Raw genomic sequence first — 19,706 nt, 5'->3', positions numbered from 1 at the left:
CCCCTTAGACACCACTTCGTCCCGGTGCGGGTTCCCTCCGTACGTACATCCGCTTGGCGTGGTGGTGAACCGGCCTCGGTGTGGCCTGACCGATGATTTTTCCGCGCCGTGCTGGTCTGTACACCGAGTACCGACTCACGGGAGGCTGACACCATGCGGAAACTGACCTTCGCCATGAACGCGAGCCTGGACGGTTACATCGCCGCGCCCGGCGACGACCTCGGCTGGAGTGTGCCGAGCGACGAGCTGTTCCAGTGGTGGTCCGACCGGGTGAGGGCGACAGGCACGGCGCTGTACGGGCGCAAACTGTGGGAGACGATGAGCTCCCACTGGCCGACCGCCGACCAGCAGCCGGGTGCCACACCGGCGGAGATCGAGTTCGCCCGCCGCTGGCGGGACATGCCGAAGGTGGTGTTCTCCTCGACGACCAGCACGGTCGACTGGAACACCCGCCTGGTCACCGGCGACGCGGTCACCGAGATCACCCGGCTCAAGGCCGAGGACGGCGGCCCCATGGATATCGGCGGCGCCACACTCGCCGCAGTGGCCATGCGGAATGGGCTGATCGACGAGTACGCGATCGTCACCCATCCGGTCCTGGTAGGTGGCGGCACGCCGTTCTTCGCGGCCCTGGACAACTGGGTGAACCTGACCCTGGTGGAGACCGGGACGTTCCCTGACGGCGTGGTCCTGACCAGGTACGAGACCAGGCGCTGAGTACCCAACCTCGGATCGGCCCGGGCCTCGTGCCGCCCAAGGATCTCTTGGCGCTGTGTTCGAGGCGATCGTGATACCCGTCCCGGATCACAGACCGTGTATGTAAGGGATCGGCGTACGGGACGGCTACAGACGGGCATTCTGTGACGGTGTCGAGCACCGCCGAGTCCATGGCGACGGATGGACACACGGTGGGTAACGCGCACGTGTGTGCATGCTCCCAGAGCGTCCACAACGGCGTGGCGAGAGGCGCCGTACGGGCGAGATCAGGAGCGGGTCTTAGGTTTGATCGAGATCGAACGCCACGAGGAGGGATGTGAACGACATGAGCTCGGACGTGACTGACGACCAGATTCAAGCGCTGGCCGCGACCGCCAAGCCCTTTAGCCTGGTTCAGCTTCGATGGAGCTCGGACCGATACCAGGACGGAGCCGAGGCGATTGAACGTGAACACCAACGTCGCATGGTGTCGTTACGCGCCAAAGGTGTGATCGCGATCCTCTGTCCCGTCATCTCTGACACCGTCGCCGGCGTGGCGATCATGACTGAGTCCCTTGAACGGGCACGGCAGATCATGGCCGCCGACCCGTGTGTGCAGGCCGGAATCATGACCTGTGAGGTCCTCCCGTGCCTCGGCTTCCCGGGCGACACGCTTCCTGAGTAGCCGCACTCTCCGTCACGCAGGCAGCGGGATGGTCCTCTCAGACTTAAACGCTCGCTCCACGATCGCGGAACCTGTTCCCCGGCTTCGTCCCAAGACAACGCGCTTCGTCTTTCTCTCACAAACAACGCGGTGGTAGATCGACGACGGTACAGAATGCCCGACTGTAGCCGTCCCATACGCCTAACGCTCAGCGGCCTCCCGGAAAGACAAGGTGTGGCAATGTCGGATTTGTGAACGACGACGGCATTCCCGGCCCAGGCGATCCTCAGCACATGAATCGACATGTCGATCCGAACTCTGAATCTTTGGTGTGGCGGGTCGACGACGTTCTCGAGGACACCTCGCCCGGCGTCTGGATCGCGCAGGCACTGCCGCGGTTCGAGTACACGGTCAGATCGCTCGTACCGCCGATCTACACCCTGTATTCGCGCGTCCTGCATCCCGCCGCCCGGATCGACCCCGCTACCGGTGAAAGAATCACGGTGCGATGGGCGGAAGTTGCCGCCCATACCGGCGGCGTGATCCACCAGACCGTCGAGTGGGGCTCGTTGCTACAGGCCGGCGTGCATCACGGTGTCGGTGACGGCAGCGCAACCGTCTGGAATCAAGAACCCGACGAAGGGGACATGCCGGAAGATCAGTTCGCCGCCCTGGCCGATGTCCTCGTGCAACACACCACCACTCCGGACGACTGCTGGTTCGGCTTCTGGGAAGGCCGCGCCGGCCACGGCATGAACCTTCCCCATCCCGGTGCGCGCGTCCACATCCCATTCCGAGACAACTACCTGCTGCACGGCACCGTGCACGATGCCGTACGCATTGGGCTCGTGCGGGCCGAATCTGTGGTGGCCCCAAGATCGGGCGTGGTTCGTCGCCTCCGACATCGACCTCATGTCGACCTACATCGGCTCGTCCACTGCCTGCGCCCTGGCCCTGCCAGCGCACCCCGATCTGGAAGTGATCGACACCAGCAGCTCCCGCAAGGTCACCTGGGACAGCGACCATATAAACCCCTTACCGCCGCGCCCGTACGGGCAATAACCGCCGATCGCCGAATCCGATCCGTCCGCAAGCGAAACCGCCAGCGGGACAGGCCGGCCAACAGCGCGCCCGGCGCACGGGCGGTCCGCAACCGGATCGATGACCGGCATCCGATCGATGATGGAGATGCGACCAGGGAGTTGGTGTGGCATGGGCTTGTCACGTTGCGTCGACTTGGGGCGATACCTGGATCATGAGGGTGAGGAAAGCCGCGATAGGTGCCAGCGCTCTTGTCGCGATCGCAACCGTCGCCGGCGCCTGCTCGCCCGAGGACACCGAATCGCGCGATCCGACCGTCTTCGTCCAATCCACACAGTTCGCACCGCCGCCGGCGCCGATCACCGATCTCGTGCCCACCGCCGAGCAACTGACCGCCCTGTACAACGCCACCACCAACTACTCGATACGCGAGGAGGACCGGGCGCGGCTCCTGGATGGTCCCACCGACCAGACCATGCCGATCGCCCGGGCTTGGGGTGCCCAACCCTCACCCCAATACCTCCAGTTCACCGCCGTGGAACCCGTCGGCCCAGAGATGGTCAACGCGACTGGGCAGGGCCGCATCGAAGCCATGGAACCGTACCCGGTGGGACCAATTCCCTTCGTGCGTTTTAATAACGAGTGGAAGCTAGCAGCAGCAGCAACTACCCTCGCGCCATGTCCACGAACTTGGACAGGTGAAGCTGGTGCGCCACAGTGATTGTCGCTGTCGGACCGTTACGGTGCTTGCCGAGGATGAGGTCGGCCTCGCCGCCACGGGGGTCGTCGCGTTCGGTGGCGTCGGGACGGTAGAGCAGGATCACCATGTCGGCGTCCTGCTCGAGCGATCCCGACTCACGAAGGTCGGCGACCTGGGGGCGCTTGTCCTGTCGCTGTTCGGGACCACGGTTCAGCTGGCAGATCGCGACCACGGGAACCTCGAGTTCCTTCGCCAAAAGCTTGAGGCTACGCGAGAATTCGGAGACTTCCTGCTGACGTGACTCGACCTTCTTACCCGAGCTCATCAGCTGCAGGTAGTCGATCACGATCAGCTTGATGTCGTGTTTCTGCTTGAGCCGCCGGGCTTTTGCGCGGATCTCCATCATCGTGAGGTTGGGGGAGTCGTCGATGAACAGCGGCGCCTCACTGATCTCACTCATACGGCGAGCGAGCTTCGTCCAGTCGTCGTCGGTCATCTTGCCGGAGCGCATGTCACCGAGCTTGATCTTCGCCTCCGCCGACAGCAGACGCATGACGATCTCTGTCTTGCTCATCTCGAGCGAGAACATGACGCTGGCCATACCGTGCTTCACCGAGCACGAGCGCAGGAAGTCCATTCCCAGCGTGGAGTTGTGGGTGGGCACCATCGCGCGACCCGCAAGGTACAGGTGGTCGGCGTTGTCGACCTCGACGCAACGCACGGGGACGCTGTCGACCTTGCGCACGTCGGTGATGAATCGCGAACCAGAACGGACGGTGCTGCTACTTGCGCGACGCTCCTTGTGGAGCAGAGCCTTCCGTGGGAGTCCGAAAACTTCGTCATCGGTTGCGAATGTCAGGGTGTAGGCAGTCGACGACGCCTCCGTGCGACCGCGCACCTTCTTTGTGCTCATCTGGCAGCGGTAGCCGAGGCTGACGATCAGCTCCTGCGCGTCACGCACCAAACGCTCACTCGTAACGGAGAATTGCACGGAGCCACCGGCCGTCACAGTGCCGTCGGTATCCAGCAAACCAGCAAGAACCCAGCGGCGCTGCAGCTCAGATCCGCGCAGGTACTGGACGGGAATGTGCTTGTTACCCAACACCCCGAGGGTCCGAAGTCGCGCCTGTAGGGTGCCCACCTCGTTCCGGCAGGTCTGGCAGAGCCTCAAGCCGATCGAAGGCCCGCCGCAATGTGCACAGGTCGGAGCCGGCACCGGATCCGACATGAAACGCGCCTTGCCGCCGCAAGACTGACCACAGGTGCGCACCTGGCTCGTGAACGGCACGAAAGATTCTCCGCACACCACGCAGTCGCGGGGAGCGATCGGAGCCTCAGGCGCCAACTGCAAGCTGTATCGCAATTTCGCAGTCGTCGACGGAACCGCGACCAAGCCTTCCGCCTCGATCAGCATGATGATCTCGGGGTCGGCACACGTGATCTGAGCAGCCGCCGAAGTGCCGTCACCGAGCCACGCTCCGAGCGCGTACGGAGGCACCAGCAGGTCCTGTGCAGGCAACTCGAGCGGTTTCGCATTGGTGACCGAATGATTCACGCGCGCATCCACGGTAGAGCAGCGGAGTGTGGCGGCGATTTCGGCAGTTGTGCGGACTTCCGCGAACGTGCCCTGGTTCTTGTATCGGTTGTAGCCGGTGGCGGCCTGCAGCGCGGACCGCCGAGATGCCCGCGTCTCCGTCAACCACTGATGCTGCTCGTCGGCGACGAGGACGGTGCCGTCGGAGAACTCGACCTCGTAGCAGGGCCGGCCGACCATGATGTCGGTGGCGGCGACGACGCGGGTGGGCTTGCCGTCGGCGTCGATGAGGTGGTCGCCGACCTGGACGTCGCCCATGGTGGTCCAGCCGGTGGGTGTGGCCAGGGGAGTGTCGAGGGCGAGCGCCTTACCGACACCGGGTCGAGCCGCAACGATGATCATCTGGCCCGGGTGGAGGCCGTTGGTGATCTCGTCGAGTTCGACGAAGCCGGTGGGCACACCGAGGGAGATGCCGCCGCGGCTGGCGATGGAGTCGATCTCGTCCATCGTGGGCTGCAGGAGCTCTTCGAGGGGGACGAAGTCCTCGGTGGTGCGGCGTTCGGTGACCTCGAAGATCTCGGCCTGCGCGCGGTCGACGACCTCGGCGACGTCCTGTCCGTCGGCGCCGGTGTAGCCGTACTGGACGATGCGGGTGCCGGCGTCGACGAGGCGCCTGAGGATGGCTTTTTCTGCCACGATCTCGGCGTAGTAGCCGGCGTTGGCGGCGGTGGGCACCGTCTGGGTGAGCGTCACCAGGTAGGGCGCTCCGCCGATGCGGCGGAGCTCGCCGCGACGATCCAGTTCCGCAGACACCGTCACCGGGTCGGCGGGCTCACCGCGGCTGTAGAGGTCCAGGATCACGTCGTACACCGACTGATGCGCGGGACGGTAGAAGTCGCCGGGACGGAGGACCTCGAGCACGTCGGCGATGGCGTCCTTGCTGAGGAGCATGCCGCCGAGCACCGACTGTTCCGCCGCCATGTCCTGAGGCGGTTGCCGACCGAACTCTTCACCGGGCTCCGCGTCGGGCGGACCCGGGTATTCGGAATGGCCCCGATCGTCTACTACAGCCACTCGACCGACCTTCCCCATCACTGTTGCGCCACCCCGGAAAATGCTTCCCGGTGTTGGTGCCCCGAACTCTTTGTACTCGCCCCCACCGACAACCTTCGCAGGCTCTTCGCGGCAGTCGGCGTCGTGATCGCGAGACACGCCGGGACGACGTTAGGGATTAGCTACCCCGTGTTCAAACCAGCCTGTGTACACAGTTGGGGACGAATTGTGGAAACTGCTGGGTACGTTTGTTAACCCCATGGGGATAACCTGAGGATAAGTACATATCACAATCCCAAAGACCCAGATCAGGGCCGTTTTCTGGAATCTCACCACTGTGGATGAAAACCCGTTCGGCGTGTCTTTCGCGTTGACGACTCGGGCGTGTTGAGTTGGTCGCCCCTGCGTGGCAATATGATTCACCTCACAGATCGTCGGCGGGGCGGCTAACTTCCAGACACAGCTGGAAGCCGCTCCTCCGCGTGCTTCACACCCGTGAAAAGCGGGCTCGAGAGGGCGGCTGTGAGCCGGAATCGATAAGCACAGGCCCCCCACACGCCGAGGCGTCCGGGGGGCCTGTGTGTGAACGGGTCGACTAGGCGCCGACGACGTTCAGGTGGAACTTCGCAACCACGTCGGGGTGCAGGTTCACGACGATGGCGTGCTTGCCGGTCGCCTTGATGTGAGCCTTCGGCAGCTCCAGGCTGCGCTTGTCGACGACGGGTCCACCGGCGGCCTTGATGGCACCGGCGACATCGGCGGCGGTAACCGAACCGAAGAGCTTGCCCGAGTCACCGGCGGTCTTGACCGACAGCGAGATGCTCTCGAGGCCCTCGATGGCGTCCTTGAGCTCCTTGGCGTGGTCGAGACCGCGCACGGCGCGGGCTTCCTGCGCACGACGGATGCCCTCGACCTGCTTCTCGGCGCCACGGGTGGCGACGATGGCCAGGCCGCGGGGCAGCAGGTAGTTGCGGCCAAAGCCGTCCTTGACCTCGACGGTGTCGCCAGGCGCACCGAGGTTGTCCACGTCAGCGGTGAGGATGAGCTTCATGTCTTTCCTCCCTTTCCTTAGCGAGCCACGGTGGCGTAAGGCAGCAACGCCACCTCACGTGAGTTCTTGACGGCAATGGCAACGTCACGCTGGTGCTGGACGCAGTTGCCGGTGACACGGCGCGCGCGGATCTTGCCGCGGTCGCTGACGTACTTACGCAGCAGCGTCGTGTCCTTGTAGTTGATCTGCGTGTTCTTCTCTTTGCAGAAGATGCAGATCTTCTTCTTCATTACCTTGTCGCGCAAGGGCGGCTTCGGCATTTGTTTGCTCTTTTCTGGATGTTCCGATCAGGTACGGATCAGAACGGGGGTTCGTCGCTCCCACCACCACCAGAGCCTCCGAAGGAGCCGGACGCCTGCGGCGCACTGCCCCACGGATCATCTCCGCCGGTGTTGGATTGCGGACGTCCGCCGCCCGATCCGCCGGAGGAACCGAAGCCACCGCCGCTGCCGCCACCACGGTTGGCCTTGTTGACCTTGGCCGTGGCGTACTTCAGCGAGGGGCCGATCTCGTCGACCTCGAGCTCGACGACAGTGCGCTTTTCACCTTCACGAGTTTCGTAGGAGCGCTGCTTGAGCCGGCCGCTCACGATTACTCGCGAGCCACGGGTCAAACTCTCCGCGACGTTCTCGGCTGCCTCGCGCCAGATGTTGCAGCGCAGAAACAGTGCTTCGCCGTCTTTCCATTCATTGGTCTGACGGTCGAAGGTGCGGGGCGTGGACGCGACAGTGAAGTTCGCGACCGCGGCACCCGCGGGGGTGAATCGAAGCTCCGGATCAGCCGTCAAGTTTCCGATGACGGTGATGACGGTGTCGCCTGCCATATGGTTCCTCCTGCAGAATGTGGAGTTCGGTTGGGCACGAGCCTAGGGCTGGTGACCGACAGAAATCACTTGTTGTGGCGCAGAACCTTCGTACGCAGCACCGACTCGTTCAGACCGAGCTGACGATCGAGCTCCGCGACGGTGGCGGGCGTAGCGCTGATGTCGATCACCGCGTAGATGCCTTCGCTGTGCTTCAGGATCTCGTAGGCGAGACGACGCTTACCCCAGACATCGACCTTGTCGATCTTGCCGCCGTCCTGGCGAACAACATTGAGGAACGTATCCAGCGAAGGAGCAACAGTGCGCTCGTCCAGGCTGGGGTCAAGGATGACCATCAATTCGTAATGACGCATAAGACCTCATCACCTCCTATGGACTAGTGAAAACGGCCACGGACTGTCCGTGGCAGGAGGGTCGTTGCGTCAGCAACCTTTGCAGGGTACACGACGAGCCCCTGACCAGCGAAATCAGGGCGACCGGTGTGATCGCGGGTACGGGTGGGTACGGCGGCGGGTCGCACGGTGCGGGCCTCCGCTGACGACCCGCAGTATCGCGTCGTCAGCGCCGAAAGCGGGCGGGACGCCGTCCACAAACCCGACGCCCTGCGCCGGAAGAACGCCTGACCGCCGTCACCCACCGCGTTTCCCCTTCGCACACGGACCCCCGCGCACCCTAGTGTGGATTCATGCATATCGGAGCTCGGCAGCGGTCGCCGATCACGGCGCTCGTCGTCGGGTTGGCGGGCCTCTCCATGCTCGCCGGCTATCTGCAGAAGGCGCGGTGCGCCGGGGCGCCGTTCGACGGCGTCGGGCGAAGCCTGGTCTTCGACCGTCTCAAGGACACGCAGGTCTGCTACTCCGACATCCAGTTCCTGTGGCTCGGACGCGACGTCAACCTGCACGTCTTCCCCTACGTCAGCGGGGGCATCAACGCCGACGGCATCCTCACCGGCGGCACCGTCGAGTATCCGGTGCTCAGTGGTGTCCTCATGTGGCTCGGCGGCATCGGCTCCCATACCGACGCCGACTTCCTGCTGCACTCGGCGCTGATCCTCGCCCCGTTCGGTCTGTTGACGGCGTGGATGCTGGGGCGCCTGGCCGGGTGGTGGGCGCTGCTGTGGTCGGCGACCCCGCCGCTGGTGCTGTACGCGTTCCACAACTGGGAACTTCCGGTGGTCGCGACGTCGGTGGCGGCGATCTTCGTCATGACGCTCGAACGCATCCCCCTCCGCGCCCGGGCCGTCCTCGCGGCGGTGCTTCTCGCCGTCGGCTTCTGCCTCAAGCTGTATCCGGGTGCGTTCGTGCTCCCGTTGATGGCGTACGTCCTCACCCGGAGCGGCACCGCCGGGCGACGGTACGACGTGCGCGGCGCGCTGATGGTCGCTGCGGCAGCGATCACCACCGTGGTGGCGGTGAACCTGCCGTTCGCGCTCATCTCCTACAGCGGATGGCGGGCGTCGTTCACGTTCCAGGAGAAACGTCAGGCCGACCTCACCACCAACTCCATCTGGTACTGGGGTCTGCGACCGCTGTTCGGGCCGGTCACCGCCGACGCCCCGCTCCCGGCGTACGACCAGACCGTGAGCCTACTGTCGCCGCTGCTCGTGTGCGTGGCGTTCGCGATCGCCCTGCGGCTGGGCTGGCTGCGGTTCCAACGCGACGGTGGGTACCCATGGATCGCCGTCAGCGCCGCAATGCTCTGCGGATTCCTGCTGCTGCACAAGGTGCATTCTCCGCAGTACACGCTGTGGCTCATCCCGTTCTTCGTGCTGTTGCGCGTCCCGTGGGGGCTTGTCGCGGCGTATCTGGTGGCCGACCTGTCGATGGGGATCGGCGTCTTCAAGTACTTCGGCGCCCTCGCCGCCGAGACGGACGCGTCGACGTTCGAGGTGCTGGTGAAGTTCGGGGTCTGGGGTCGCGCGGGACTGCTGGTGGTGCTGTTCTTCGTGTTCCTGCGCGCCGCCCTCCGGCATCCTCCCGCCCGCGGTCACACCGGTCCCGAGTCCGACCAGCGGCCGAAGCTGAAATCTCCCGAGCCGGTGCGATGAGCGAATCCTGGTTCGCGCACCCCACTCTCACCGGACGGCACGTACGACTCGAGCCGCTGAGCGGTGACCACGTCGACGGCCTGCTGCATGCGGTCGACGACCCCCGCATCTTCCACTGGACGTCGGCCGCCATCGCCGATCGCGACGATGCGGTGGCGTTCGTCCGCACCGCCGACGAGGATCCGGCCCGGCTGGCGTATGCGCAGATCGACGTGGTCACCGACACCCTCGTCGGCTCGACGTCGCTGTATCTGATCGACCCGAGGAATCGCAGCCTCGCGATCGGGCACACCTGGTTGTCGCGTTCCGCGCAGGGAACGCTCGTCAACGCCGAGTCGAAACTGTTGTTGCTGCGGCGGGCCTTCGAGGATTTGGGCGCGGTTCGCGTCGAATGGCACACCGACGAACGCAACGCGCACTCGCGCGGCGCCATCGCCAAGCTGGGAGCCGAGTTCGAAGGCATCCTGCGCAAGCACCGGAGACGCCGCGACGGGACGTGGCGGAACACCGCACTGTTCTCGATGATCGACGAGGAGTGGACACGGGTCTGCCCCCGACTCGAGGCACGAGTCGAGGGCTGACACGGTCGGTCAGGTCACACGACGGGGGCGGTGACCGTCACCTTCTTCACGAACTCGACGACAGCCGAACGCATTTCGTTGCTCCGCGGAACCGCGCCGGACATCCAGAACGCGCCGTGGAGGAGACCGTCGAAGCGGATCGCCTCCGTGTCGACCCCCGCCTGCCGAAGCGACTCGGCGTATGCCTCCGCTTCGTCGCGGGCCACCTCGTTCTCGGTGGTGAGCACGAGCGCCGGCGGGAGCCCCTCGAGACTCGCGGCGCGGCTCGGTACCGCATACGGATGTGCCGCGTCCTCGGGCGACGACAGGTAGTTGCTCCAGAACCAGTCGAGGTCCCCGGCGCCGATCACGTACCCCTCGGCGAACTCCCGCCGGGACGGGAACTGCGCGTTCGGATCGATCACCGGGTAGATCAGCACCTGCCCCCGCAGGCGGGGCCCGCCGGCGTCGCGGGCGCGCAGCGCGGTGACCGCGGCCAGGTTGCCGCCGGCGCTGTCGCCCATGACGACGACGTTTTCCGGGTCGCCGCCGTAGGTTTCGACGTTGTCGGCCACCCACTGCAGGGCGGCGGCCGCATCGTCGGCGGCGGCGGGGAAGCGGTGTTCGGGTGCGCGGCGGTACGTCGCGGCCACCACGATCGCGCCGGCGCCGTTCGCGACCGCCCGCGCGGGTTCGTCGACGACGTCGAGGTCGCCGGCGACGAACCCTCCGCCGTGGAAGTACAGGACAACCGGGTGCGGTGCCGGTCCTTCGGGCACGTAGATCCGCAGGGGGATTTCCTCACGGCCGCTGTCGTAGTGCGCTTCCTCCACCCGGGCGACGGATTCGGGGGGCGCCTGCAGCCCAGTGAACGTCGCCACCACCGCCCGCACCTCCTCCACGGTGCTGTGCTCGAAAGCCTTGAGGCCCTGGGCTTGTAGTCCGGCGATCAGTTCTGCCGCGTGGGCGTCGAGTGCCATGTCGGTCTCCTCTGTCGGGGGTGTGGGGTCAGGACACGGTGGAGGCGACGCGGGCTTCCGCCGGGGCGAGCGCGAAGCCGGAGTAGCCGGCCTCGACGACCTCGGCGCACGTCGCCCGGTAGGTAGGGGCGCCGCCGAGGTAGACCATGCAGGCGCGGGGCTTGCCGGGGATGTTCGCGCCCATGTACCAGGAGTTGGTCTCCGGCAGCAGGGTCTGGTTCGCGATGTCGTTGGTCAACGTGCCCCAGTCGCGTTCGGCCTGCGCGGTGGGCTCGATGACGTCGAGGCCGTTGCGGTTGAGGTGGTCGATCGCGTCGGTGGCGAAGTCGACGTGGTCCTCGATGGCGAGGGGCATGTTGTAGAGCACCGACGGCGACTGCGGTCCGGTGATCAGGAACAGGTTCGGGAACTCGTTGACCATGATGCCGAGGTAAGTCTTGGGGCCGTGCGCCCACTTCTCGGCCAGCGGCAGCCCGCCGCGGCCGCGGATGTCCATCGCCATCAGCGGACCGGTCATGGCGTCGAATCCGGTGGCGAGGACGATGACGTCGACCTCGTAGGTGCGGTCACCGACCCGGACCCCGGTTTCGGTGATCTCGTCGATCGGGGTGGACTTGACGTCGACGACGCTGACCGAGTCGCGGTTGAACGCCTCGTAATAGTTGGTCTCGAGCGGGGGCCGCTTGGTGGCGTACGCGTAGCCGGTCGGGGTCAGCGTCGCGGCCTTCTCCGGGTCCTGGACCCGCTCGCGGATCCGCTCCCGGATGTAGTCGGCGATGGTGTCGTTGGCCTTCTTGTCGAACAGGATGTCCTGGTAGGAGTCGATGAACAACCGGAACCCGCCGGCGTTCCAGCGCGCGTCGAAGGTGCGGCGACGCTCGTCGGCGCTCACCGCCAACGCGGACGGCTGCACCTGGTCGAACGGGACCCCGAGGAAGTGGTTGCGGGCGGCATCGCGCACGGCACGGTAGTTCGCCTTGATGTCGGCCACCTCGTCCGGGTCGATCGGACCGTTGCCGAGGGGGGTCGCGAAGTTGGGGGTCCGCTGGAAGACCACCAGTTCGGCCGCGTCCTCCGCGATGAACGGGATGGCCTGGATGCCGCTGGCCCCGGCCCCGATCACCGCGACCCGCTTGCCGGTGAAGTCGGCGCCTTCACGCGGCCAGTTGCCGGTGAGCAGCACCTCCCCGCGGAAGTTGTCGATGCCGCCGAACTCCGGGGTCTTCGGGACGGACAGGTTGCCCGCACCGGAGATGAAGTAGCGGCTGCGCACGCTCTGCCCGTCGTCGGTGTGCACCGTCCACACCGAGTCCACGTCGTCCCAGTGGACCCCGATCACCCGGGTGCCGAACGTGATGTCCTTGCGCAGGTCGAAGCGGTCGGCGACGTGTTCGAGGTAGCGGAGGATCTCCGGCTGTCCGGCGAACTTCTCACTCCACTGCCAGTCCTGCTGCAGATCCTCGTCGAACGAGTACGAGTAGTGGACGCTCTCGATGTCGCAGCGGGCACCGGGGTACCGATTCCAGAACCAGGTTCCCCCCACATCCGATCCGGCCTCGACCACGCGCGTCGTCAGGTTCAGCTTGTCGCGCAGTCTGTGCAACGTGTAGAGGCCGGCGAACCCGGCACCCACGACGACGACATCGACGTCGGCGGAAGAATTGGTCTTTGACATGGTGTTGAGCTCCTCGCGAACGATGGGTTCCGGCTGTAGTCGATCGGGCAACCGGGGCATGCCAATGACGATGACCCACGTCACATCACCCCCACACGGGGTAAATCACCCCCTTCGTTACCTGTGTTGGCCGTCACATTCCGGTGCGGGTAGGTTCGTGCCAACCCTGGCCGCTCGGAAAAGGGAGACATCCACTGACTCGCACGAGAGAACTCACAAGGTCGATGACCAGCTTCATCGGCCGGCGGCGCGAGATCGAGGAAGCCCGGGCCCGCCTGCAACAGTCCCGGCTCGTGTCGCTGCTCGGCGTCGGCGGTGTGGGCAAGACGCGACTGGCCGAGGAACTCGCGGTCCGGTCGGCGCGCGCCTTCCGCGACTCGGTCCGGTGGATCGACCTGGCCTCCGTGCGTGATCCCGACGCGCTGCCCTCCGCAGCGGCGGCGGCCCTCGGCGTCACCGACCAGTCGAGCCGCGCGGTCATGGACAAGGTGATCGACGACCTGCAGTCGCGGCACGTGCTGATCGTCCTCGACAACTGCGAGCATCTGCTCTCCGCCGCAGGCGAATTCGTCGGAGCCGTCCTCGCCGCCGCGCCGGAGGTCCGGATCCTCACGACGAGTCGCGAGCCGCTCGGGATCGCCGGGGAGTTCACGTACATCCTTCCGCCGCTGAGCACTCCGGGCGAGGTCGAGGCCTGCCGGGCCGCGGACATCGCCCCGTTCGAATCGGTGTCGTTGCTGGTGGAGCGCGCGCAGAGCGTGGTCGCCGACTTCCGTCTCACCGACGCGAACGCCCACGCCGTCGCCCAGCTCTGCAATCAGCTCGACGGGATCCCGCTCGCCATCGAACTTGCCGCGGCCCGACTGCGGTCGTTGTCGGCGTCGCAGCTCGTCGAACGTCTCGACAAGCGGTTCGCGCTCCTCACCGGCGGCGACCGTGCCGCCATGCCCCGGCAGCAGACGCTGCGCGCCCTCATCGACTGGAGTTACGAACTGTGCTCCGACACCGAGCGGTTGCTGTGGTCCCGGCTCGCCGTGTTCCCCGGCAGCTTCGACCTCGAAGCCGCCGAGGCGATCAGCGGATTCGGTGCGCTGTCCGACACCCCGGTCGTCGACGTCCTCGACCGGCTGGTCGGAAAAAGCCTTGTCACCGTGGACCGTTCGACCGAGAGACTCCGCTACTCCCAGCTGATGACGGTGCGGGAGTACGGGCACGAACTCCTCGACCTCAGCGGTGAGCAAGACGAACTGTATCGACGGCATCTCGAGCACTATTCGGCGCGCGCCCGCCGATCGTCGCTCGACTGGCGCGGGCCAGGACAATCCGAGATCCTCGCGGGACTGCGGATCGACCACCCCAACCTCGTCGCCGCACTCGACTGGGCGTTGCGCGAAGACTCGCAGCGGGCCGCGGCCGCGGAATTCGCCGTCGCGCTCCGCTACCACTGGATCGCCGGCGGCAACCTGTCCGACGGGCGGATCCGGCTCGAGCGGATACTCCAACGACTCACCGAACCCACCCGCGAACGCGGCGACGTGCTGTGGGTGACCGCATGGACCGCACTCATCCAGGGTGACCGCGACGCCGCACGCGAACACCTCGACGAATGCACGTCGATCGCCACCGCACTGGGCGACGAGCGACTGCGGGCGCACGCCGATCACTGGTCCGGGATCCACGCCGTGTTCTCCGGTCGTCCGGCCGACGCCATCCTGCTGTTCCGCGACGCTATCGCCGTCCACCGTGCCGTCGGCGACACCGCGTCGGTGCTGACCGCGTCGTTCGAAATGGCCATGGCGCAGACCTACGACGACCGCCTCGACGACGCCCTGGCGACGTGCCGGGACGTGATCGCGGTGGCCGACGCGCACGGGGAGAAGTGGAACAAGGCCTACGCCCTGTGGGTTTCGAGCGTCGCCTACTTTCACCTCGGCCGGCGCGACGACGCCGTCGACGCCGCCCAGCAGGCGCTGCGGATCCAACGCGACTTCAAGGACAAGATCTGCACGGCCCTGTCGATCGAGGTGCTGTCGTGGGTGGCGACGTCGAGCGGCGACGCGAGCGCGGCGGCGACGCTGTGCGGGGCCGCGAGAGGTGTGTGGCATCGGCTCGGCACCTCGGTCGCGGCATTCGGCCCGCAGATCACCGACGACTCGTTAACGTCGGAGCGCGTCGCGTCCGGCATGGTCGGGCCGGACGAGTTCGCCCAGCTCGCAGCGCCCGCGGTCCGGCTCACCATCGAGCAGGCCGTCGACCTCGCGCTCGGTACCCGGACCGAGGACGCGCCTGCCGCCCGCGCCGAGCGGTCGCCGCTCACCAAGCGGGAACAGGAGATCGCCGAACTGCTCGCCCAGGGCCTCAGCAATCGGCAGATAGCCGAGGCCCTGGTGATCTCGCGGCGCACCGTCGACGGGCACGTCGAGCACATCTTCGACAAACTGGCCGTCGGGTCCCGCACCCAGGTGGCGGCATGGGTCGCGGCTCGGGCCCATACTTCCGCCGCGGATACCGGCCGATAACCGGGACGTAACCGCCGACTGCGCGAAAGGCACTGCACAGTCGGGCATCTGGACGGGTCTATACTCCACGTCGTCGCCCACTGGTCGTGGGCAGGACCACGGGGAGGCAACGCATGACGTCGCAGCAGCAGGACACCGGGGCCGATTACTGCGGGCCGCTGGCACCGCCGCCCGCCAGCGGTCTCCCGCTCGCCATCGTCGCTGTCTTCGCGTTCGTGCCGTTCGGCATCGTCGCGCTGCTGCGTTCGCTCACCGTCCACCGACTGTGGGAGCGCGGCGAATACGACAGTTCGGTGCGCGCCGCGGCCGACGCCCGCCAGTGGTCGATCCGCGCGATCGCCCTCGGAGTCGCGATCGCGGTGTTCGCGATCGGCGCGGCACTGGTGCTGTCGAAGCCTTAGCCCGGCGAAACGCTGTGAGCGGGAGCCGCTTCAACCCGCGCCCGGGGACGTAACCAGTCGGGCAGCCACCGCGGCTGATCGTCGGGTGCCTGGTCGAGTACCCCGCCCGCCGGGTCGTCGATGAAGCCGTACCGAACGAGGTCCTCGTCGGGCCGGTAGATCTGCCGAATGATCAGCGCGCAGATGACGACGACGGCGACGTCGCGGACCACCACCGCGGCGGTGAACCACTGCTCGGGGAGCCCCTTGTTGGACACGCCCAGGTAGTAGAACATTCGCGGCACCCATACCAGTGCGTCGACGGTCATCCACGCCAGCAGGATCCGTCGGTGCGGGAACGCCAGCACGGCCAGCGGCACCAGCCACAGCGAATACTGCGGGCTCCACACCTTGTTGGTGAGCAGGAAACCCGCCACCAGCAGGAAACACAGTTGCGTGAGCCGCGGCCGGCGCGGCGCCGTCAACGCGACGTAGCCGATCCCGACGCACACGATCGCGAACAGCACGAACGACACCGCGTTGAGCACGGTGGGCGCCTGACCGGACGGAAGGATGCCGTCGAAACCCGTCCAGCCCGTGAACGAAGAGATGACGTTGTAGACGGAGTCCGGGTCGGCGCCGCGTTCGGAGTTGAGGCGGAAGAACTCGGCCCAACCGCGCGGGAACAACAGCGCGATCGGCAGATTCACCGCGAGCCACGCGCCGACGCCGGTCAGCGCCGTCACCGACCAGTCCCGCACCTTGCCGGTGCGCAGACACAGCACCAGCAGAGGTCCGAGGAGGAGCAGTGGATACAGTTTGGCGGCGCCACCGAGCCCGAGCAGGATGCCGGCGAGCACCGGCCGTTTCCGAGACCACGCCAGCAGCCCGCCCGCTGCGAAAGCCGTTGCGAGGGGATCGAAATTCGTGAACACGTGCACGATCACGAGCGGGGACGCGGCGATCAGCGCGGCGTCCCAGATACGGCGCCCGGCCAGCAGCGCGCTGGCCCAGACCGTGACCAGCCACGCCAGCGCCAGACCGAACGCGACGACATTGAAGTAGATCGCGACCTGCAACGCACCGGGCAGCCAATGCACCGCGTCCCACGACTTCGCGATCGTCATCGCGCCGTACTGGTAGAGCCCGGAGATCACCGGGTACTCCATGTAGCGGCGTTGCACCTGGCCGTTGCCCGCCTCCTCTTCCCACCACTTCTTGTAGGGAAAGGCGCCCTCGTTCAACCGTTCCGCGCCGTACAGCGGCACCGTGTCCGAGTAGCACATCGCGACGTACTGCCGGCTGCCGCTCCAATCGAGTCCGAGCGCGCCCTTCTCACCGACCGGTGCCTGCTGAATGCACGGGGCCTTCGCGAACCAGCCGAGCGCGAGAAACACGATCGCCAGCAACAGAATGGCGCGCATCGGTGAGAAGAACCGGCTGCGACCGACGACCGCGTGCCGTCCGATCGGACCGCCGATCACCCCGGACAGGTCGGCGGTCAGCGGGTCGGTGCGCCCGGGAAGGTCCCGCCAGTCCGCGGAACGCCGATCCTTCGCCAGAGGCGCGGGCGAGACGAATCCCGTCTCGCCCGCGTCTCGGACGGCGTGCGCGTCTGGGTTGTCGGCCACTCCGCGAGGCTACCGGTCGCCGTTAACGGGTCGGAACCTGCTGCTGGCCGTTACCCGCGCCCGGCGGTGTGGTCGTCTCCGGCTCCTCCGGAACCACCGGGGCCGGTGTGGTCGGCCGCGGTGCGAGACCCGGAATCGGAATGGTGATCCCGGGCAGGATCTCCACCGGAGACGGCGTCACGACCACCGGCGGCACGAGTTCCGTCGGCAACTGGAACGTGCTCGTCGGCGGCGCCGACGTCTTGGTCGGTGCGGGCGCCGAGTACGCCGGGACACCCGACTGACCACCGATCGCACCCGGCTTCGGGAACTTCTCGACGTCGGTGCCCTCGAGGGCGCCGTCCATCGTGTCCTTCCAGATGTCGGACGGGAGACCGGAACCGTAGATCATCGCGCCGCCGCTGTTCTCCAGCGCCTGACCGTCGGTGGTTCCCACCCAGACCGCGGTGGACAGCGACGGGGTGTACCCGACCATCCAGGCGTCCTTGTTCTTCCCGGTGTCGCCGAGCTGCGCGGTACCCGTCTTCGCGGCCGACGGTCGTCCGCCCGCCAGGTTGTGGTTGCGGGAGTACCCGGCGATGGGCTCCATCGCCGACGTCACGTTGTCGGCGACGTCCTTGTCGATGCGGTCCTCACCGGTGTCGCCACCGCGGTCGAGCAGCACGGTTCCGTCCGCGCTCACGACCTTCTGCACGAAGTGCGGGGCGTGGTACGTACCCGAGGCGGCCAGCGTGGCGTACGACGACGCCATGTCGAGAACCCGCGACTGGTACTGGCCGAGCACGATGCCGTTGTTCGGACCATTGCCGTCCGGCTCGGTCAGCGAAGCACCGACGCCGGGGATCTCCTTCGGGATGCCCGCCTTGTGGGCCATGTCGGCGATCGCCTGCGGTCCACCGTCGAGTTCGAGTTCCTGACGGTAGAAGCTGGTGTTCAGCGACCGCTTCAGCGCCTCGGCGATGGTGCAGGTGCCGCAGCCCTCGCCTTCGACGTTGCTGATGGTGATGCCGTTGACCGTGAGCTCCGAGCTGTCGTACATCTGCGACAGCGGGATGCCCTGATCCAGTGCCGCGGCGAGACCGAACACCTTGAACGACGAACCGGTCTGCAGTCCGGCGTTCGCGAAGTCGTAACCGCCGCCGTCCTCGCCGCCGTAGTACGCCCGCACCGCGCCCGTCTTCGGATCGACCGACACGACGCCGGTACGCAGGTTCTCCGGCTCACCCTCCATGTTGGAACGGGCCGAATCCACGGCCGCGGCCTGCGCAACCGGGTCGATCGTCGTGGTGATCTCGAGGCCCTCGGTGTTGAGCAGCTGCTCGCTGATCCCCGCCTCACCCAGCTCACGCAGAACCTGATTCTTGATCAGGCCCTCCGGTCCGGAGTCCTGGTTGCCGTTGTCGACCTGCGCGATCGGCACGTACGGCGGGTACTGCATCACGGACCGCGCCGACTGCTCGAGCGTTCCCGCCGACACCATGCCGTCGAGCACGTAGTTCCAGCGCGCCTGCGCACCCTCCGGGTTGGTCTCCGGATCGAGCAGCGACGGCAGCTGGATCGACGACGCCAGTACCGCGCTCTCCTCGACCGTCAACTGGTCGACGGGCTTGTTGAAATACGCCTTCGACGCCGCGGCGATGCCGTACGCACCACGCCCGAAGTAGATGGTGTTCAGGTACGCGGCGAGGATGTCGTCCTTGGACCACTCACGGGCCATCTTCGACGAGATGACGAGTTCCTTCATCTTTCGCGTCAGCGAACGCTCGGAACCGACCATCGTCTTCTTCACGTACTGCTGCGTGATGGTCGAGCCACCGCCGGCGCTGTCCTTGCCCAGGACGTTGTCGCGGGCAGCGCGCGCGAAACCACCGATCGAGAAGCCGGGGTTCGAGTAGAAGTCCCGGTCCTCGGCAGCGAGCACCGCGTCACGGGTGTGCTTCGGAATCTGGTCGAGCGTCACCTCGGTGCGGTTGCCCTCCGGCGGCACGACCTTGCTGAGCACCGACGTCCCGTCGGACGCGTAGATCGTGGCCACCTGATTGGTCTTGAGGTCACCGGGCCGCGGGACGTCCTGGACGACGTACGCCGCCATGAACAGCAGGATCGGGATGATCAGACCCAGCGCGACGCACGCGTACGCCGTCCGGCGCACGATCTTCCACCGCGACTTCTTCGTGGCCGTCTTCTTCCCACCCTTCGGAGGTTCACCACCACGGCCGCCACCGGTCTTGCGACCGTTCGACGGCGGAGGTCCCGGCGGGCGCCCACCGGGGCCCGACTGGTTACGCGCCACCGGGGGCGCACCGGCAGGACGACCGGGCGGGGGACCCGGACGACGCGGCGGGGGACCCG

17 protein-coding genes and 1 pseudogene are annotated in these 19,706 nt (G+C 66.6%); 9 read left to right on the top strand and 9 right to left on the bottom strand.

Annotated elements, in window-relative coordinates; translation table 11 throughout:
* Positions 1-153 precede the first annotated feature (153 nt).
* From RJ1_RS41385 to RJ1_RS41365, 4 genes are all read left to right on the top strand, one after another.
* Positions 154-717, top strand: a complete 564-nt coding sequence (locus tag RJ1_RS41385) for a dihydrofolate reductase family protein (protein ID WP_073360368.1) — start codon at positions 154-156, stop codon at positions 715-717.
* A 316-nt stretch (positions 718-1,033) separates the two neighbouring features.
* A complete protein-coding gene (locus RJ1_RS41380; RefSeq protein ID WP_205415369.1) occupies positions 1,034-1,381 on the top strand; it encodes a YciI family protein in 348 nt (115 codons plus the stop codon).
* A 230-nt stretch (positions 1,382-1,611) separates the two neighbouring features.
* Positions 1,612-2,619: a hypothetical protein gene (locus tag RJ1_RS46455; RefSeq protein WP_143048915.1), complete on the top strand. Its 1,008-nt coding sequence runs from the start codon at positions 1,612-1,614 to the stop codon at positions 2,617-2,619.
* Positions 2,616-3,122, top strand: coding sequence for an MTB12 C-terminal domain-containing protein (locus RJ1_RS41365; RefSeq protein WP_073369754.1), 507 nt, complete (start codon positions 2,616-2,618; stop codon positions 3,120-3,122). The genes RJ1_RS46455 and RJ1_RS41365 overlap by 4 nt, the downstream gene beginning before the upstream one ends.
* Here the strand turns inward: RJ1_RS41365 and dnaB are convergent.
* The 5 genes from dnaB to rpsF form a co-directional block, all read right to left on the bottom strand.
* Positions 3,067-5,709, bottom strand: coding sequence for a replicative DNA helicase (gene dnaB / locus RJ1_RS41360; protein WP_073369762.1), 2,643 nt, complete (start codon positions 5,707-5,709; stop codon positions 3,067-3,069). The two genes, RJ1_RS41365 and dnaB, sit on opposite strands and share 56 nt — an antisense overlap.
* A gap of 574 nt (positions 5,710-6,283) precedes the next feature.
* Positions 6,284-6,739, bottom strand: a complete 456-nt coding sequence (rplI, locus tag RJ1_RS41355; RefSeq protein ID WP_073369752.1) for a 50S ribosomal protein L9 — start codon at positions 6,737-6,739, stop codon at positions 6,284-6,286.
* 17 nt (positions 6,740-6,756) lie between these two features.
* On the bottom strand, positions 6,757-6,999 hold the full coding sequence (gene rpsR / locus RJ1_RS41350; protein WP_005249686.1) for a 30S ribosomal protein S18: 243 nt from the start codon (positions 6,997-6,999) through the stop codon (positions 6,757-6,759).
* A 38-nt stretch (positions 7,000-7,037) separates the two neighbouring features.
* A complete protein-coding gene (locus RJ1_RS41345) occupies positions 7,038-7,562 on the bottom strand; it encodes a single-stranded DNA-binding protein (protein ID WP_073369750.1) in 525 nt (174 codons plus the stop codon).
* Positions 7,563-7,627: 65 nt separating this feature from the next.
* Complete coding sequence (gene rpsF / locus RJ1_RS41340) at positions 7,628-7,915, bottom strand: 30S ribosomal protein S6 (protein WP_005249677.1); 288 nt, start codon at positions 7,913-7,915, stop codon at positions 7,628-7,630.
* 153 nt (positions 7,916-8,068) lie between these two features.
* On the opposite strand from rpsF, the pseudogene RJ1_RS41335 reads away from it, so the two are divergent.
* From RJ1_RS41335 to RJ1_RS41325, 3 genes and pseudogenes are all read left to right on the top strand, one after another.
* A pseudogene (locus RJ1_RS41335) lies at positions 8,069-8,185 on the top strand (hypervirulence associated TUDOR domain-containing protein); the annotation flags it as partial.
* Between the two features lie 62 nt (positions 8,186-8,247).
* Positions 8,248-9,609 carry a glycosyltransferase family protein gene (locus RJ1_RS41330; RefSeq protein ID WP_073369748.1) on the top strand — a complete coding sequence of 454 codons (1,362 nt, stop codon included), beginning with the start codon at positions 8,248-8,250 and terminating at the stop codon, positions 9,607-9,609.
* A complete protein-coding gene (locus tag RJ1_RS41325) occupies positions 9,606-10,190 on the top strand; it encodes a GNAT family N-acetyltransferase (protein WP_073369746.1) in 585 nt (194 codons plus the stop codon). Before RJ1_RS41330 ends, RJ1_RS41325 begins: the two co-directional genes overlap by 4 nt.
* A 14-nt stretch (positions 10,191-10,204) precedes the next feature.
* On the opposite strand, the gene RJ1_RS41320 is transcribed toward RJ1_RS41325, so the two are convergent.
* Positions 10,205-11,149 carry an alpha/beta hydrolase gene (locus RJ1_RS41320; protein ID WP_073369744.1) on the bottom strand — a complete coding sequence of 315 codons (945 nt, stop codon included), beginning with the start codon at positions 11,147-11,149 and terminating at the stop codon, positions 10,205-10,207.
* Between the two features lie 28 nt (positions 11,150-11,177).
* On the bottom strand, positions 11,178-12,824 hold the full coding sequence (locus RJ1_RS41315; RefSeq protein WP_073369760.1) for a flavin-containing monooxygenase: 1,647 nt from the start codon (positions 12,822-12,824) through the stop codon (positions 11,178-11,180).
* A 224-nt stretch (positions 12,825-13,048) separates the two neighbouring features.
* On the opposite strand from RJ1_RS41315, the gene RJ1_RS41310 reads away from it, so the two are divergent.
* Both RJ1_RS41310 and RJ1_RS41305 read left to right on the top strand, forming a co-directional pair.
* Entirely contained in the window at positions 13,049-15,343 is a 2,295-nt protein-coding gene (locus RJ1_RS41310) for an ATP-binding protein (RefSeq protein ID WP_073369742.1), read from the top strand.
* 113 nt (positions 15,344-15,456) lie between these two features.
* Complete coding sequence (locus RJ1_RS41305) at positions 15,457-15,744, top strand: CD225/dispanin family protein (RefSeq protein WP_073369739.1); 288 nt, start codon at positions 15,457-15,459, stop codon at positions 15,742-15,744.
* Here RJ1_RS41305 and RJ1_RS41300 read toward each other — a convergent pair.
* Together RJ1_RS41300 and RJ1_RS41295 are read right to left on the bottom strand one after the other, a co-directional pair.
* Entirely contained in the window at positions 15,741-17,354 is a 1,614-nt protein-coding gene (locus RJ1_RS41300) for a glycosyltransferase family 87 protein (RefSeq protein ID WP_073369737.1), read from the bottom strand. The two genes, RJ1_RS41305 and RJ1_RS41300, sit on opposite strands and share 4 nt — an antisense overlap.
* A gap of 22 nt (positions 17,355-17,376) precedes the next feature.
* Entirely contained in the window at positions 17,377-19,647 is a 2,271-nt protein-coding gene (locus RJ1_RS41295) for a transglycosylase domain-containing protein (RefSeq protein ID WP_162850348.1), read from the bottom strand.
* Between the last annotated feature and the right edge of the window lie 59 nt (positions 19,648-19,706).

Origin of the sequence: Rhodococcus jostii NBRC 16295 (genome assembly GCF_001894825.1) — a bacterium.
In the GTDB taxonomy this organism is placed as follows: Bacteria; Actinomycetota; Actinomycetes; order Mycobacteriales; family Mycobacteriaceae; genus Rhodococcus_F; species Rhodococcus_F jostii.
This window is presented reverse-complemented; position numbering and strand designations above follow the sequence as displayed.

Excerpts from the sequence above, each read along its gene's own strand:
- RJ1_RS41345 (WP_073369750.1), bottom strand. The coding sequence starts at position 7,562 with ATGGCAGGCGACACCGTCATCACCGTCATCGGAAACTTGACGGCTGAT.
- RJ1_RS41325 (WP_073369746.1), top strand. The coding sequence starts at position 9,606 with ATGAGCGAATCCTGGTTCGCGCACCCCACTCTCACCGGACGGCACGTA.
- RJ1_RS41310 (WP_073369742.1), top strand. The coding sequence starts at position 13,049 with ATGACCAGCTTCATCGGCCGGCGGCGCGAGATCGAGGAAGCCCGGGCC.
- rpsR (WP_005249686.1), bottom strand. The coding sequence starts at position 6,999 with ATGCCGAAGCCGCCCTTGCGCGACAAGGTAATGAAGAAGAAGATCTGC.
- RJ1_RS41320 (WP_073369744.1), bottom strand. The coding sequence starts at position 11,149 with ATGGCACTCGACGCCCACGCGGCAGAACTGATCGCCGGACTACAAGCC.
- RJ1_RS41315 (WP_073369760.1), bottom strand. The coding sequence starts at position 12,824 with ATGTCAAAGACCAATTCTTCCGCCGACGTCGATGTCGTCGTCGTGGGT.
- RJ1_RS41385 (WP_073360368.1), top strand. The coding sequence starts at position 154 with ATGCGGAAACTGACCTTCGCCATGAACGCGAGCCTGGACGGTTACATC.
- rplI (WP_073369752.1), bottom strand. The coding sequence starts at position 6,739 with ATGAAGCTCATCCTCACCGCTGACGTGGACAACCTCGGTGCGCCTGGC.
- rpsF (WP_005249677.1), bottom strand. The coding sequence starts at position 7,915 with ATGCGTCATTACGAATTGATGGTCATCCTTGACCCCAGCCTGGACGAG.
- RJ1_RS41365 (WP_073369754.1), top strand. The coding sequence starts at position 2,616 with ATGAGGGTGAGGAAAGCCGCGATAGGTGCCAGCGCTCTTGTCGCGATC.
- RJ1_RS41305 (WP_073369739.1), top strand. The coding sequence starts at position 15,457 with ATGACGTCGCAGCAGCAGGACACCGGGGCCGATTACTGCGGGCCGCTG.
- RJ1_RS41330 (WP_073369748.1), top strand. The coding sequence starts at position 8,248 with ATGCATATCGGAGCTCGGCAGCGGTCGCCGATCACGGCGCTCGTCGTC.